This is a genomic window from Sphingobium sp. FG58 (genome assembly GCF_057809055.1).
In genome coordinates this window covers 351,400-365,923 of sequence record NZ_JBMDJF010000001.1, presented here as the reverse complement: position 1 = coordinate 365,923, position 14,524 = coordinate 351,400, and the positions used below count along the sequence as shown (strand labels likewise).

Genomic DNA, 14,524 nt, shown 5'->3' with positions numbered 1-14,524 from the left:
GAGCTAGTTGTTTAGAACCCGGCCTTCAGCGTGGCGAAGAATTGCTGCGGCGCGCCGACCAGCAGGGTTTGGGCGTCGCCGCTATTGCCAAAGCCGCCCGACCCGATCGTGCCGACATAGCGTTTGTCGAACAGGTTGGTGGCGTTGAACTGCACCTCCAGCGTGTCGGTGAAGCGATAGCCGAGCGAGGCGTCGACGATCAGGCGGCCGGGGACCGAGGCGTCGTTGGTGTAGCTGTAGAAGCGACGCGACATATAATTGAGGCCGACGCGGAAGAAGCGCTGGCCATCGTCATAGTTGAACTCGCCGCGCGCCATATGCTTGGGGCTGTCCACCACGGTCTTGTCCTTGATCGCCGCGACCAGCACGCCGTTGCCGTTCACCACATCGTCGCGATAGGTCGCGTCGGTGTAGCTGTAGCTGGCATAGAGGCCAAAGCCGCCGCCCAGCTTCAGGTCGCCCGCCGCCTCGACGCCGATGGCGCGGACGCCGCCGACATTCTGGAGTGCCGACGGGTTGCCCTGGATTGCCGATCCGACCTGCACCGCGAGCAGGCGGTTGCGGAAGTTGACGAGATAAGCGCCCAGCGTACCGTTGAAGACCGGCGTATTGTAGCGCAGGCCCAGTTCATAGGTGTCGGACTGTTCGGGCTTCAGATCATCCTTGATCGCGTCGAAACCGGCCTGATTGGTCGAGAAGGGACCGGTCGTGGTCGCGCTGGCAAAGGCGCGGGTCGACTGGCTGAAACCGCCGAAAACTTCCGCTTCGGGGCTGACCTTTACGACGAAACCGGCGGTGGGCTGGAACCAGTCCTGCGCCTTGATCTTGCCCTGCGGGAAGCTGGCCTGCACGACGGCCTCGGCCTTGTTGGTGACTGAAAAGCCCTTCCACCCCAGGTTGATCGTCACTAGCCCCAAATCGATCTTGTCCTGCACATGATATTGGAAGGTGTCGGTGGTGAAGTCGAATTCCCACTGGGTCGCGAAGGGGTTCTTCGGATAGTCGCGGAACGACAGGCCGGGTTCCGTGCGGCTGGCAAAGGCGTAGAAGCGGCGGGCCTGGTTGAACTTGTTATTTTCATACCATGCGCCGAGGTTCAGGGTCTGGCGACCGATCGTGAAATCGACGCTGCCGAAGCCGCCGATCCGGTCCATTTCATATTCGGTGGTGCGCACCGACATGGGAACGCCATTGGGGCTTTGCACATAGGGGGTCGCCCACAGGCCCATACCGCTGTTATTGTGGTAATAACCCTTAAGGTTCAGCCTGGCCTGTTCGCCCAGCGGCGTGGTGAAGCCGATCGCGCCGAGCCAGTCCTTGCGCAGGCCGGCCGCGTCATAATAGGCGTCGTCGGCGCTGGTGACATTGCCGGGATAGGTCTGGCCGGTGGCCACCGATGCGCCGCTATAGTCGAAACGGCCATCGGGGAAGGGCGATCCGCCGCTGTTGCTGACGCGGTCCACGTCGTTCAGGCGGGCGGCATAGTCGATCGCGCGGGCATAGTCGGGATAGGTGTTGTCCCAATCCCAGCCGAGCCGATTGATCATGCCCATCGACATGTCCTGATAATCCTGTTCGCGGCGGTCCGAATAGCTCAGCCAGCCGTCAATCTGGGCCTCGCCTACGGGCACGATCACCTTGGCATTGCCCATATGCTGGTCCTGCGTGCCCTGACCCTTATATTTGTCGGTCGATCCGTAGCCGTAGGAGACATAGCCGCGCACGCCATCCTTGGTCCCCAGATTGAGGCGGGCGAAGGCGCGGATCGTTTCGTTGCTGCCATAGGTGAGGTTGCCCTGCGCGCCCAGTTCGCCGGTCGGGTCGGCCGAGAAGGTCTCGACCGTGCCGCCCAGATTGCCGGTCGCCTGCGTGCCGAGCGAACCGGCGCCCTGCGACACGCGCACGCTGCCGATATTTTCGCTGCTGATGGCGCGGGTGATGTGCAGGCCATTATGGTTGCCATAGCTCATGTCGCCCAGCGGGATGCCGTCGAAGGTGAAGCCCAGCTGGTTCTGGTTGAAGCTGCGGATGGTGACGCGCTGCGACCATTCATAATTGCCGAATGGGTCGGCGGACTGGAAATTGACGCTGGGCAGCTTCTCGATGGCTTTGAGCGCATTGGTGCCGGGCGTCAGCACGACGATGTCGCGCGCCTTGATTTCCTGCACCTGGCGGGTTTCGCCGCGACCAAAGACGATGATCGTCGCATCGTCCGGCGCTGCCTCTGCGGCGGGCGTTGCCGTCTGGGCGAAGGCGGGCGTGGCGGCCAGCATGGTGGAGGCGAGCAGCAGGGCAGTGGCAGGACGCATGAAATTTCCCCTTGGATGACCGTGATCGGCTTGGTCCGGGGCCGTAGGCGCGTGATGTTGCACTGCAATGAGAGGAGCTTGACGAATTGGCGTCGTCTGCGTGACAGTCTTGTGATGCGCGCGCATCTTGCGCTAGATTGTGTCATAAAGGTCGCAGTCGCGCCATTTTCGCGGGCGCGATTGCATCACTCGCCAGCATGGCTATGGCATTGCCATCCCTATCTTATTGGAAAGCAGGACATGGCCAAACCCGAATCCTGGCGTTTCAGTCCCGAAGCCTATCGCTTCGTTACCAGCATCGACACCCGCTTTCAGGATCTCGATACGATGGGCCACATCAATAATGTGGCGATTTCCGGTATCTTCGAGACCGCGCGTATCCGTTTCCACCATCATATGGGCCGCCATCCGCAGGAACAGGGCGTGCGCTGGCTGGTGGCCAATGTGAACCTCAACTTCATCGAGGAATCGCACTTTCCCTACCCGTTCGACGTCCATTGCGCGATCGGCCATATCGGCCGGACCAGCTGGACGATCAGCTCGGCCGGGTTCCAGAAAGGCGTCTGCGTCGCCACCTGCGACACCACCGTCGTCACCCATGGCGCCGAAGGCCGCCGCGAGATTGACGAGACGCTGCGCGAGGCGATGGAACTGAATTTCATCCGCCAGCCGGGGTGATGCGAACTAAATTCGTTCTTTTACGCCATCGTCATTCCCGCGAAGGCGGGAATCCATCTCCCACCCTATCATCTTGATTTTAAGTCAGGAGATGGATCCCCGCCTTCGCGGGGATGACGTGAAAAAATCTGTGAAAAACGATCTTCACAACGGTCTGTTCAGAGGGGCGGGCGTGTCAGGTCCCGACCATGACGACTTCAGCATTCACCCAAATCCGTGCATCCGCCGGGACCATTGGAAGGCGATGACCGCGCCCTTGACCGGCTGGATCATCGCGACCGCCAGCAGCAGCGCCAGGCTCGGCCAGATCGCCGCCTGCCAGCCCAGCGGAATGTCGAGTGCGCTGTTCACCTCGATCATCAGCGGCACGAGTATGTGGCCGAGCAGCAGGATGACGATGTAGGAGGGGAAATCGTCGGCCTGATGCGCGTCCCAGCGTTGGCCGCAATGGGCGCAGGCGGTTGTCGGCTTGAGGAAGCGGGCGAACATCCGCCCTTCGCCACAGGCCGGGCAGCGCCCGCGCAGCGCCAGGCCGATGGCGGCGCCAAGCGGACGATCGGGGGCGGCTTTGGGGGTCTGGTCGGGCATGAAAGTACAGGTAGGCACGATGATAGCGGCGTGCAACGCAGCATATTCCCACTGGTGGATTGATTTTGCCATTTGCATCCCCCGGACGCTGGGATGGGTCTGCAAATGGCAAAATCGTAAAATCCACCAGAATCAATAATTTCTAGTGGCCCTGGAAGATTCTGACATTCGAGCGCGACTTGGCCTCAAAAGGTGTCGAATGTCAGAATCGGGCCACTAGTTACCCTTTCGCCCGCGCAAAAGCCTGTTAATAAGCCGCCATGCGTCTCCCCGGTCCGTCCGAAGTCTTTGCCCTGTTCGACGATGCGCGCGTGCGTGGCGCTGCCCCGGCGCGGCTCTATCGCGATCCGGTGGGCATCATCGCGGCGCACAGCATGGACGAGGTCCAGCCCGCGCTCGACCGGCTGGCCGACGCGCGCGAGAGCGGGCTGCATGTCGCTGGCTATATGGCCTATGAGGCCGGCCTGGCGCTGGAGGAGCGGCTCGCGCCGATCGCCCGCCGTCGTCAGGCGGACAGCAGCGCCGGGCCGCTGCTGTGGTTCGGCCTGTTCGAAGGGGTGCGGCTGATCGCGCCGGGGACGCTGCCTGACCTGCTGCCCGATCCAGCCGGGGCCAGCGTGACGCCACCCCGCCCGCTGATCGACGAGGCCGAGTATCGCGCGGCGTTCGACGCGGTGCAGGACTATATCCGCGCGGGGGACATTTATCAGGCGAACCTGACCTTCCCCTGCGAAACGAGCGTCATCGGCGATCCGCTGGCGCTCTATGCCGCGATCCGCCCCCGCGCGGCGGCGGGCTATGGCGGGGTCATCCGCACAGGCGGGCAGGCTTTGTTGTCCTTTTCGCCCGAACTCTTCTTCACGCTGGTGCGCGGCCAGCTGACCGCACGGCCGATGAAGGGTACGGCGACCCGCCATGCCGATGCTGAACAGGACGCAGCGCTGGCCCAATGGCTGCAAAGCGACGCTAAGCAGCGCGCGGAAAATCTGATGATCGTCGACCTGTTGCGCAACGACCTGTCGCGCGTGTCGCGCGCGGGCAGCGTGACCGTGCCGGACCTGTTCAAGGTGGAGACTTATCCCACCGTCCACCAGCTGGTGTCGACCGTGCGCGCGCGCATCCTGCCCGGCCTGTCGCCGGTCGATGTGCTGCGGGTGCTGTTCCCCTGCGGATCGATCACCGGCGCGCCCAAGGTGCGGGCGATGGAGATACTCGACGCGCTCGAACCCCATGCGCGCGGCGTCTATACCGGCTCAATGGGCTGGATCGACCCGGATGGCGACGCGGCGTTCAACGTCGCGATCCGCACGCTGACCATCGATGAAGGCGCTGGCGTCGGACGGCTTGGCCTGGGGTCTGGTCTGGTGGTGGATTCAGAGGCCGGTTCGGAATGGGCGGAATGTCTGGCCAAGGGGCGGTTTCTTGCTGGCGCTTGACATATTTGCCCCCAACGGCTTGGAATAATGGCAATGTCACTGGCCGATGGACGCTATGATCTGCTCGAAACCATGGCCTTCGATCCGCTCGAAGGCATCAGGTTGCTGGAGCTGCACCTTGCAAGGTTGAAGGCGAGCGCCGACGCGCTCGGCTTTGCCTTCGATCGCCATGGCGTGCGCAACGAATTGCAGGCCGCGACCTTCCGCCTGCGCGACCATAGCCGGGTGCGGTTGATGGTGTCGCGCGGCGGCGCGGTGGCGATCGAGGTGCGCGACCGGATCGCCTGGCCCGCCGCGATCGTCCCGGTCAAGGTGGTGCCGCGCCATGCGCCGGCCGATGACCTGCGGCTGCTGCACAAGACCACCGACCGGTCGCTCTACCGCGATGCGCTGGCGCGCGGCGGCACCTATGAAGTCGCGCTGATCGACGCGCAGGGTTACCTGACCGAGGGCTGCTATTCCTCGATCTTCGTCGAGCGCGGCGACAAATTGCTCACCCCGCCGCGCTCGCGCGGCCTGCTGCCGGGCATATTGCGCCAGAGCCTGATCGACATGGGGGAGGCGGTCGAGGCTGACCTGCGCCCGCATGATCTCGACAATGGCTTCTTCATCGGCAACGCCGCGCGCGGCATGGTCGCGGCGACGCGGGCGCATTAGCCACATCATTCTGCCGTAAATCCATTAAGCCTGAACTGGCCGGTTGCCCCTGCGTCTGTTGCGCACTAAGGACCGCCGCGTCCGCTTATGTTGCGGACGTTGGGGATTCTTTCGAAAGATTATTGCCATGAGCCAGACTTCCGCCGCCCTTGGTCGTATCCAGCCTTCCGCCACGCTCGCCATGAGCGCGCGGGTGAATGCGCTCAAGGCGCAGGGCGTGGACGTGATTGGCCTGTCGGCGGGGGAGCCGGACTTTGACACGCCCGATTTCGTCAAGGAAGCGGGCATTGCCGCCATTCGCAACAATCTGACCCGCTATACCGACGTGGACGGCACCGCCGACGTCAAGGAAGCGGTGATGTTCAAGTTCCAGCGCGACAATGGCCTGGCCTATAAGCGCAGCCAGATCACGGTGAACTCCGGTGGCAAGCATACTTTGTTCAACGCGCTGGTCGCGACCGTGGATGTGGGCGATGAAGTCATCATCCCCGCGCCTTACTGGGTCAGCTATCCCGACATCGTGAACTTTGCCGGCGGCACCCCGGTGTTCATCGAGGGGCCGGCGAGCCAGGGCTACAAGATCACCGCCGCCCAGCTGGACGCCGCGATCACCCCGCGCACCAAATGGGTGATGCTGAACTCGCCGTCCAACCCCAGTGGCGCGGCCTATTCGGCGGCGGAGCTTAAGGAACTGGCAGATGTGCTGCTGCGCCATCCCCATGTCCTCATCATGACCGACGATATGTATGAGCATGTCTGGTACGCGACGACCCCCTTCGCCACCATCGCGCAGGTCTGCCCGGAACTCTATGACCGCACCCTGACGGTCAATGGCTGCTCCAAGGCTTTCTCCATGACCGGCTGGCGCATCGGTTTTGCCGGTGGTCCCGAATGGATCATCAAGGCGATGGGCAAGCTGCAATCGCAGTCGACCAGCAACCCCTGCTCGATCAGCCAGGCGGCTGCCGTCGCCGCGCTCACCGGGCCGCAGGATTTTCTGGAGGATCGCAACGCCGCCTTCAAGAAGCGCCGCGACATGGTCGTCGCGATGCTCAACGATGCGCCGGGCCTCGATTGCCCCACGCCCGAAGGCGCTTTCTACGTCTATCCCGACGCCAGCGGCGTGATCGGCAAGGTGACGCCCAAGGGGGTGACGATCGACAGCGACGAAACGCTGATCGGCTATTTCCTGGACGAAGCCAAGGTCGCCGCCGTCCACGGTGCCGCCTTCGGCCTCTCGCCTGCCTTCCGCATCAGCTATGCGACGTCGGACGAGGTGCTGAAGAAGGCCTGCACCCGCATCCAGGAAGCCTGCGCTGCACTGAAATAATCCTCCCCAAGCTTGCTTGGGGAGGGGGGGCGCTGGCGAAGCCAGTGGTGGAGGGGCAGGGCGTCCAGACGCCACCCCCCCATTCCCACACAAACAGAAACGGTCCTTTTCCACCCGCGCCGTCTTGCAGAGGGCGCGGGAGGCTCTATATGCACGTTGCATAGTGAAACTGATTTAAGGCGACACCCCGTTCGTCGTTCTGATCCTTAGCTTTGTCGAAAGCCGCACCCGTGCGGCGCGATATTCAGCAAGGGGCAAGACAGCGGCGTGTAACCGGTCGGCCTGAACAGCCGGAACCAAAGAATAAGAAAGGCACAGGCCATGATGGCGTTTTTGAAATCCGAATTGTTCCTGCGCTTTCTGGGCGGGTTTGCGATCGGTGCCGTCGGGATGCTAATGCTCCAGCCCGATGAACAGCCGATCCTCAGCTCCCCCGCGATTGCCGCGACCAGCACCAATCATGCGGCGCTCTGACGGCATCAGCCTCGCCATTCTCGCGGCGCTCGCCGTCGCATCCCCGGTGCGCGCCGAGCGCCCGGTCCTGGCCCCCGTCGCCACCATCGACGCCGCACCCACCCGCAAGCTGGAAACCGCCGTCTTTGCCGGTGGCTGCTATTGGGGCGTGGAGGGCGTCTTTTCCCATGTGAAGGGCGTCCATCTGGTCAAGTCCGGCTTTGCCGGTGGCCCGGCCAACCGCCGCGTCGACTATGATATGGTCAGCGGCGGCGACACCGGCTTTGCCGAAGCCGTCCGCGTCACCTACGATCCCAGGCAGGTCAGCTACGCCACGCTGCTGCGCATCTTCTTCTCGGTCATCGCCGATCCCACGACGCTCAACTATCAGGGACCAGACCATGGCACCCAATATCGCAGCGCGCTGTTCCCGCTGAACGCGGAACAGGGCAAGGCCGCGACCGCCTATCTGGCGCAGCTCGGCAAGGCAGGCCTGTGGCGCGACCCGGTGGTGACCAGGGTGGAGCGCTTCACCGGCTTCCAGGACGCCGGGACCGACCATCAGGACTTCATGATGAAGAACCCGCGCCATCCCTACATCCTGCGCTGGGACGCCCCCAAGCTGGCGGCGTTCAAGGCGATGTTTCCGGCGCTGTATCGGGACAAGCCGTCGGCTTGATACGTCTCGCGGTAATGCCAGTCGCGTCCGGCTCCTCGATCACCGATCATGCCCATGCGCCGGGAACCTTGCGTCTCCGCCTCCGGTGACGATCGCTAAGGGGGCTTGAGGCCTCGCGCAGAAGTGCGTTGAAGCTTTCTCCCTGACTTTATACTAGTGTGGTGGATTTGAAATTCGCCACATTTTTCGGCAAGGTGGGGAGCGAATTTCAAATCCCTAAACCACACTAGAATCAAATATTTGCTAGTGACCCTTATGAATCTGAAGTTCGTTCAACGCCTGCCAGACAAGGTGACGAACTTCAGATTCGGGTCACTAGCGCCGGATCGGCCAATCGCTTCGCGCCCGGCAACTGCGCCCAGCAGCATATATAAAAGTAGATCGTCAGGATTTTTGAGTCGTCATGAATTATCGTCATTCCTTCCATGCCGGTAACAGCGCCGACGTCGTAAAGCATAGCCTGCTGATCGCCCTCGTGCGGGCATTGCAGCAAAAACCGGGCGCGCTGACGCTGATCGACACACATGCCGGCTGCGGTCTGTATGACCTTGACGGGGATGAGGCCCAACGCACCGGCGAGTCCACACAGGGTGTGCAGCGGGTCTTTGCCGACGCGAACCCCTTGCTGAACGACTACCGCGCCGCCGTACAGGCGGTGAATGCCGGGGCCGAGCAGCAGCACCTCTACCCCGGCTCGCCGCGGATATTGGCGCAGCTTCTGCGCCCGCAGGATGTTCTGATCCTGAACGAAAAACATCCCGCAGACGCCTATGCCCTGCGCGGCGTGATGCGCGGCACTTCCGCCGCCGTGCATGAGCGCGATGCCTATGAGCTGTGGCTGGCGCTGCTGCCGCCCCGAACGCCTCGCGGCGTGGTGGTGGTCGATCCGCCCTATGAGCAGCTGGACGAACGCGCGCGCATCACCGCCACCCTCGCCGCCGCTCACCGCAAATGGGCGCATGGCGTGACGATGATCTGGTATCCGCTCAAAGACCGCGCCACGCATTGGCGCTGGAAGCAGCAGTTACGCAGGCTCGGCATCCCGAAATTTCTGGTGGTGGAGCATTGGTTGTACGATCATGAGCAACCCGGCATCTATAACGGCGCGGGCCTTTATATCGTCAACCCGCCCTACGCCTTCACGCAGACGCTGCCGCCTCTGCTGGAAGCCCTGCGCGCCGCGCTAGCGCCGGAGGGGCATAGGGGCGAGATCGCGAGCGACTGGTTGGGCGATTAAATCACCCCGTCATCATCCCTCGCGTCCAAAGGCAGAATCGCTACACGGCAGGCTGCAAACAAAGCATCTCGCGAGATTCGCGCGTTGTGCGAGGTTGGCTGGTGACCATTGCTGCTTATGCCCCACATTCGCCGGTGAACGCTGGCAGGTCTGCTTTTGGCCGATTGCAGAATGTCGGGTTTCGGGCCTCATGGGCGACAAATGCCATCTTCAGGACTGCGGATGATATGTGTGTCAACGCCAGCCCCTATCATCACATAGGTGACGGGATAACCGCTATACGGCGAAATTATCGACGTAGTTTCAATGTGTTGTTGCAACGAATCTTCGGTCAGTCAAATTCGGTAAGGACCGGCAAAAGACCAACGAGCAATCGCGAGGGTACATGGCCTACCGGCTACCGCTTAACTGCCGAGCAACTTGTCAGTTAAAACTGAAAATCCTTGCTGGCGTTGTCCCTCCGAAACCGAAGTCGCCCGCTCAATATGCGCCCTTATATCTGCCGCAGGCTGGTCTATGAGAAACCGCACTAATGGTGAGATCATGTCTTTACGAGATTTTCCAGCGATATGCTTAATGCCAATCAATTGAGCAAAATGCCTAATATCCAATGCAGCAGGAAGAGTATCTCTAGATTTTAGTGCTTCATAAAAAGGAAATACTAGATCGTATTTTTCGGGATTGCTTATGAGTAGGCTATCAAGTTCGTCACCAATAAACGAGTATGGCAACTCTCCATCATCGCCCCTACCGGCGGGGATTTTTGAATTGGTGGCTTTTTTTGGTGCCTTGTTCTTTGATAATATCTTGGCCAAAGCTAATTGAACCCGTTCCTCCCCAAAGTTTGAAACGAGACTTTCAAGTAGTTCGTTTAGAAGTTTCGGACCTGAAAATCGCGTCATAGCCCTATCCTGCCAAAAAACTCGCCACAAAACGCTGAAAACTCGTCTTTTACGATCTGGTGCGTCCCACTTGTTGTATCTATCGGCATTCCTTCACGCGCAGCACGAAAGTATGAGTCAGAATGCGGAATATCGTTATTAAAGACATACCATCCATATTCGGACGCTTTGACTTCAACGTCTTTGATAGCTAGGCTATTTTCGCGTTTTGTAACGTTGCGTATGTAATCGTTGAAAACAAGCCCGCAAACCTCAATAATAGAATCTTCGTGGCGCATACGAAATGCAGCAATGCTTCTGTTAAGAAGCGGAAATCCAATTGAAGCGAGAAATTCTGCTCTGATAGGTACAAGAATAAATCGACTACAGTGATATGCGGCATCAGTTAGTATCGAGTCTGTAGGAGAGCAATCAATAATTATAAGATCGTAATTGCTCTCTATCTTCGCGACAAATCGAGGCAAAAGTGTCTCTTTTCCTGTCGGATTACGTAATGTCCATGACAACTCTAATCGCGATGGTACAATATGAAGAAGGCTTCCGTCAGGGTATTCGACTCTTTTGTAAATGGCTTTAACTGGGTCAAGAGTCTTTGGGCTACCCGAAGATGTTCCGGTTGGCGTGAACTGCTCGAATATATCTGCTACTGTAAGCCCGCCTTTATCTAGGTAAGATACGTAGGTTTGGGGGGACATGATCGACTGGCTGGCGTTGGCTTGGGGATCAAGGTCGATGAGAAGAACTCTCTTATTTAGTTCTCTCGCTGCATACCAAGCGATCTGGCTGGCCAAAGTTGTTTTTCCAACTCCGCCCTTCATGTTAATCATCGAAACGCAAACGGCCATCTGGTCGGCTCCCCTTAAGCGAGGGAAAGCAGTAACCCTCTGTTTGGCCCGTTGCTAACATGACGGCTACCAATTGGATAGGCTTGACGCAGCCTCGCGAATGTTCCGCGATTGCGGATAGGCCATCGTCCAGCGCAGCCAATGCGCTCACGTTATCCCATTGCCCGCTTATCGTCACGCGCACTCAATCGCGCTTGGAACGTGTCCTTTGCCAGTCCTTTCTCGGAACCCGGCCTTTCCCGTTCGAAGGTCCAGCTTCCACTATAACTAGTTGAAATCAGGCTAGAAAAATGGTGGCCGCGGCAAGGATTGAACTTGCGACCCCACCCGTGCGAAGGGTGCGTTCCACGCGCTCCTGAACGAATGGCACCTTGTGGAAGCCAACATTACCGCCATGGACGTCCGCAATTGGCGCATACCACCAATGCCCAGCCGATCGAAACACCCTTCAACCAGCTTCTGTCCTACAACCCCACACCTCTGCTAAGGTCATCCTGGCTCTTTCAACCGTGCATTCACGCCCCTGCGTCGCAAATAATAAAATTACAAATGTAGGAAATCATATGTCCGATTTACCGGGAAATATGCGAAGTTAAGCCCTGCATTTCCTATTTCCGGCCGCCCGGATCAGCGCCAGCGACAACGAAAAAGGGCGGCGCCTCGCGGCACCGCCCTCTATCTTTCAACCCGGCAACGCCGCGCTTATTTCGGGGCCAGCACCATCAGCATCTGGCGACCTTCCATGCGGGGATAGGCTTCGACCTTGGCGACTTCGGCGACATTTTCCGCGACGCGCTGGAGCAGGGCCATGCCGAGTTGCTGGTGGCTCAGTTCGCGGCCACGGAAGCGCAGGGTGATCTTCACCTTGTCGCCGTCGCCGATGAAATCATGCACCTTCTTCATCTTCGTGTCATAGTCATGATCGTCGATGTTCGGACGCATCTTGATTTCTTTGAGTTCCTGCGTCTTTTGCGTCTTGCGGGCGATATTCGCCTTTTTCTGGGCTTCGTACTTATACTTGCCGATGTCCAGAAACTTGCAGACCGGCGGGTCCGCGGTGGGCGATACTTCGACCAGGTCGAGGCCGACATCGGCCGCCTGTTCGATCGCTTCCTGCGTAAACATCACACCCAGATTCTCGCCTTCCCCGTCAATCACGCGGACTTTGGGGACCGTGATGAATTCATTGTAGCGAGGGCCGGATTTCGGCGGCGGCGCCAGCGGGCGGCGCATCATTGGGGGACGTATAGCAGTATCTCCTATGGTCGTTGCAAAAACGAGTGGCTCTTAGCGGCTTTTTGGCAAAGCGCAAAGGGGTCCGTGATCCTCAGTCAAGGAATCACGAACCCTGTGGCATTGCTGCCGCTACAGCATATCGGGCGCGCGGGCTTCATTTGCAAGGCGGGAAATCGCCTCGTCGAGCGAAAGGAAGCTCTGGCCGTCGCTGCCCAGCACGCGCAGCGCGACCTTGCCTTCCTCCGCCTCCCGCCGGCCCACCACCAGCAGGTTGGGGACTTTGGCCAGGCTATGTTCGCGCACCTTGTAATTGATCTTCTCGTTGCGCAGGTCCGCTTCGGCGCGAATGCCTGCCGCGCGCAGCTTGGCCAGCACCTCGCCCGCATAGTCGTCCGCGTCCGACACGATGGTCGCGACCACGGCCTGCACCGGGGCGAGCCAGGCCGGGAAGCGCCCGGCATAATGTTCGATCAGGATGCCGATGAAGCGTTCATAGCTGCCGAAAATGGCGCGGTGGAGCATGACGGGGCGATGGCGTTCGCCATCTTCGCCGACATAGCTGGCGTCGAGTCGTTCGGGCAGGACGCGGTCCGACTGGATCGTGCCGACCTGCCACGTCCGGCCGATCGCGTCAGTGAGGTGCCATTCCAGCTTGGGCGCGTAGAAAGCGCCTTCGCCCGGCAATTCTTCCCAGCCAAACTCCGGCGTGTTGAGACCCGCAGCGGCGACGGCGGCGCGCAGTTCATTCTCCGCCTTGTCCCACATTTCCTCGCTGCCGAAACGCTTTTCGGGGCGCAGGGCCAGCTTGATCGAGTAGGTGAAGCCGAAATCCTTGTAGATGCGGTCGGCCAGCGCGCAGAAGGCGCGGACTTCCTCGACAATCTGATCCTCGCGGCAGAAAATATGCGCGTCGTCCTGCGTGAATTGCCGCACCCGCATCAGCCCGTGCAGCGCGCCATGCGGCTCGTTGCGGTGGCAGCAGCCATTTTCGTAGAAGCGCAGCGGCAGGTCGCGATAGCTTTTGATCCCCTGGCGGAAGATCAGCACATGCGCCGGGCAGTTCATGGGCTTCAATGCCATCCAGTCGGCATCATCCGACACCAGCGGGCCTTCATCGTCCACGTTCGGCACTTCGTCGGGGATGACGAACATATTTTCGCGATATTTGCCCCAATGGCCCGACGTTTCCCACTGGCGCGCGTCCATCACCTGCGGCGTCTTGACCTCACGATAGCCCGCATCGTCGATGGCGCGGCGCATATAGGCCTCCAGCTGACGCCAGATCAGATAGCCCTTGGGGTGCCAGAACACGCTGCCATGCGCTTCCTGTTGCAGGTGGAACAGGTCCATCTCTGCGCCGAGCTTTCGATGGTCGCGCTTGGCCGCTTCTTCGAGGCGCGTCAGATGTTCGGCCAGCTGTTTCTTGTTAAGCCAGCCGGTGCCGTAGATGCGGCTGAGCATCGCGTTATTCTGGTCGCCGCGCCAGTAAGCGCCCGACACCCGCGTCAGCTTGAACGCCGACGGATCGAGCCGCCCGGTCGAGGCGAGGTGCGGGCCACGGCACATATCATACCAGCCGTCGCCGCTATGATAGACGGTCAGCTCCTCGCCCTGCGGCAGTTCGGCGGCCCACTGCGCCTTGAACGTCTCGCCCGCCGCCTGCCATTGCGCAATCAGCGTGTCGCGGTCGATGACTTCGCGGCGCAGCGGCTTGTTGGCGGCGATGATCTCGCGCATCTTCGCCTCGATCGCGGGCAGATCCTCGTCGGTGAAGGGGCCGCGTTCGGGGTTGGGCGCGAAATCATAATAGAAGCCGTCGTCAGTCGACGGGCCAAAGGTGATCTGCGTGCCGGGGAACAACGCCTGCACCGCTTCGGCCAGGATATGCGCGAAATCGTGCCGCGCCAGTTCCAGCGCGTCGGCTTCATCCTTCGCCGTCACCAGCGCCAGCGTCGCGTCCTGCTCCAGCGGGCGGTTGATATCGCGCAACTCGCCATCGACCCGCGCGGCAATCGCCGCCTTGGCCAGCCCCGGCCCGATTGCCGCTGCAATATCCGCCGGGGTAGTGCCGGGCGCGACTTCGCGCACGTTACCGTCGGGCAGAGTGATTTTGAGCATGGCGGACACAGGATTTCCTTGAAAGGCGAAGCATAGCGCGGCCGCAAATGCCGCGC

Annotated in this window: 13 protein-coding genes; 7 read left to right on the top strand and 6 right to left on the bottom strand. The window is 60.6% G+C overall.

Annotated features, from left to right (window positions below; translation table 11 throughout):
- Positions 1-11 precede the first annotated feature (11 nt).
- Positions 12-2,309: a TonB-dependent receptor gene (locus ACODR8_RS01920; RefSeq protein ID WP_489005725.1), complete on the bottom strand. Its 2,298-nt coding sequence runs from the start codon at positions 2,307-2,309 to the stop codon at positions 12-14.
- A gap of 240 nt (positions 2,310-2,549) precedes the next feature.
- Between ACODR8_RS01920 and ACODR8_RS01915 the strand changes: the two genes are divergently transcribed.
- Positions 2,550-2,987: an acyl-CoA thioesterase gene (locus ACODR8_RS01915; protein ID WP_119749153.1), complete on the top strand. Its 438-nt coding sequence runs from the start codon at positions 2,550-2,552 to the stop codon at positions 2,985-2,987.
- A gap of 204 nt (positions 2,988-3,191) precedes the next feature.
- Here ACODR8_RS01915 and ACODR8_RS01910 read toward each other — a convergent pair whose 3' ends face one another.
- Positions 3,192-3,575 (bottom strand): DUF983 domain-containing protein, encoded by a 384-nt coding sequence (locus tag ACODR8_RS01910; protein WP_217673592.1) that lies wholly within the window; start codon positions 3,573-3,575, stop codon positions 3,192-3,194.
- 260 nt (positions 3,576-3,835) lie between these two features.
- On the opposite strand from ACODR8_RS01910, the gene pabB reads away from it, so the two are divergent.
- From pabB to ACODR8_RS01880, 6 genes are all read left to right on the top strand, one after another.
- Positions 3,836-5,011, top strand: a complete 1,176-nt coding sequence (gene pabB, locus ACODR8_RS01905; protein ID WP_489005724.1) for an aminodeoxychorismate synthase component I — start codon at positions 3,836-3,838, stop codon at positions 5,009-5,011.
- A gap of 33 nt (positions 5,012-5,044) precedes the next feature.
- The gene (locus ACODR8_RS01900; RefSeq protein ID WP_489005830.1) at positions 5,045-5,668 is read left to right on the top strand and encodes an aminotransferase class IV; all 624 of its coding nucleotides are present in this window, start codon (positions 5,045-5,047) and stop codon (positions 5,666-5,668) included.
- 127 nt (positions 5,669-5,795) lie between these two features.
- Complete coding sequence (locus tag ACODR8_RS01895; RefSeq protein ID WP_489005723.1) at positions 5,796-6,998, top strand: pyridoxal phosphate-dependent aminotransferase; 1,203 nt, start codon at positions 5,796-5,798, stop codon at positions 6,996-6,998.
- Between the two features lie 321 nt (positions 6,999-7,319).
- Positions 7,320-7,472, top strand: a complete 153-nt coding sequence (locus ACODR8_RS01890) for a hypothetical protein (RefSeq protein ID WP_489005722.1) — start codon at positions 7,320-7,322, stop codon at positions 7,470-7,472.
- Entirely contained in the window at positions 7,459-8,130 is a 672-nt protein-coding gene (msrA, locus tag ACODR8_RS01885; RefSeq protein WP_489005721.1) for a peptide-methionine (S)-S-oxide reductase MsrA, read from the top strand. The genes ACODR8_RS01890 and msrA overlap by 14 nt, the downstream gene beginning before the upstream one ends.
- A 403-nt stretch (positions 8,131-8,533) precedes the next feature.
- Complete coding sequence (locus ACODR8_RS01880; RefSeq protein ID WP_489005720.1) at positions 8,534-9,367, top strand: 23S rRNA (adenine(2030)-N(6))-methyltransferase RlmJ; 834 nt, start codon at positions 8,534-8,536, stop codon at positions 9,365-9,367.
- 404 nt (positions 9,368-9,771) lie between these two features.
- On the opposite strand, the gene ACODR8_RS01875 is transcribed toward ACODR8_RS01880, so the two are convergent.
- From ACODR8_RS01875 to thrS, 4 genes are all read right to left on the bottom strand, one after another.
- Positions 9,772-10,269, bottom strand: a complete 498-nt coding sequence (locus ACODR8_RS01875; protein WP_489005719.1) for a hypothetical protein — start codon at positions 10,267-10,269, stop codon at positions 9,772-9,774.
- The gene (locus ACODR8_RS01870; RefSeq protein WP_489005718.1) at positions 10,266-11,114 is read right to left on the bottom strand and encodes a ParA family protein; all 849 of its coding nucleotides are present in this window, start codon (positions 11,112-11,114) and stop codon (positions 10,266-10,268) included. The genes ACODR8_RS01875 and ACODR8_RS01870 overlap by 4 nt, the downstream gene beginning before the upstream one ends.
- Before the next feature lie 702 nt (positions 11,115-11,816).
- The gene (gene infC, locus ACODR8_RS01865; RefSeq protein ID WP_006955743.1) at positions 11,817-12,350 is read right to left on the bottom strand and encodes a translation initiation factor IF-3; all 534 of its coding nucleotides are present in this window, start codon (positions 12,348-12,350) and stop codon (positions 11,817-11,819) included.
- Between the two features lie 129 nt (positions 12,351-12,479).
- On the bottom strand, positions 12,480-14,468 hold the full coding sequence (thrS, locus tag ACODR8_RS01860; protein ID WP_489005717.1) for a threonine--tRNA ligase: 1,989 nt from the start codon (positions 14,466-14,468) through the stop codon (positions 12,480-12,482).
- Positions 14,469-14,524: the final 56 nt, after the last annotated feature.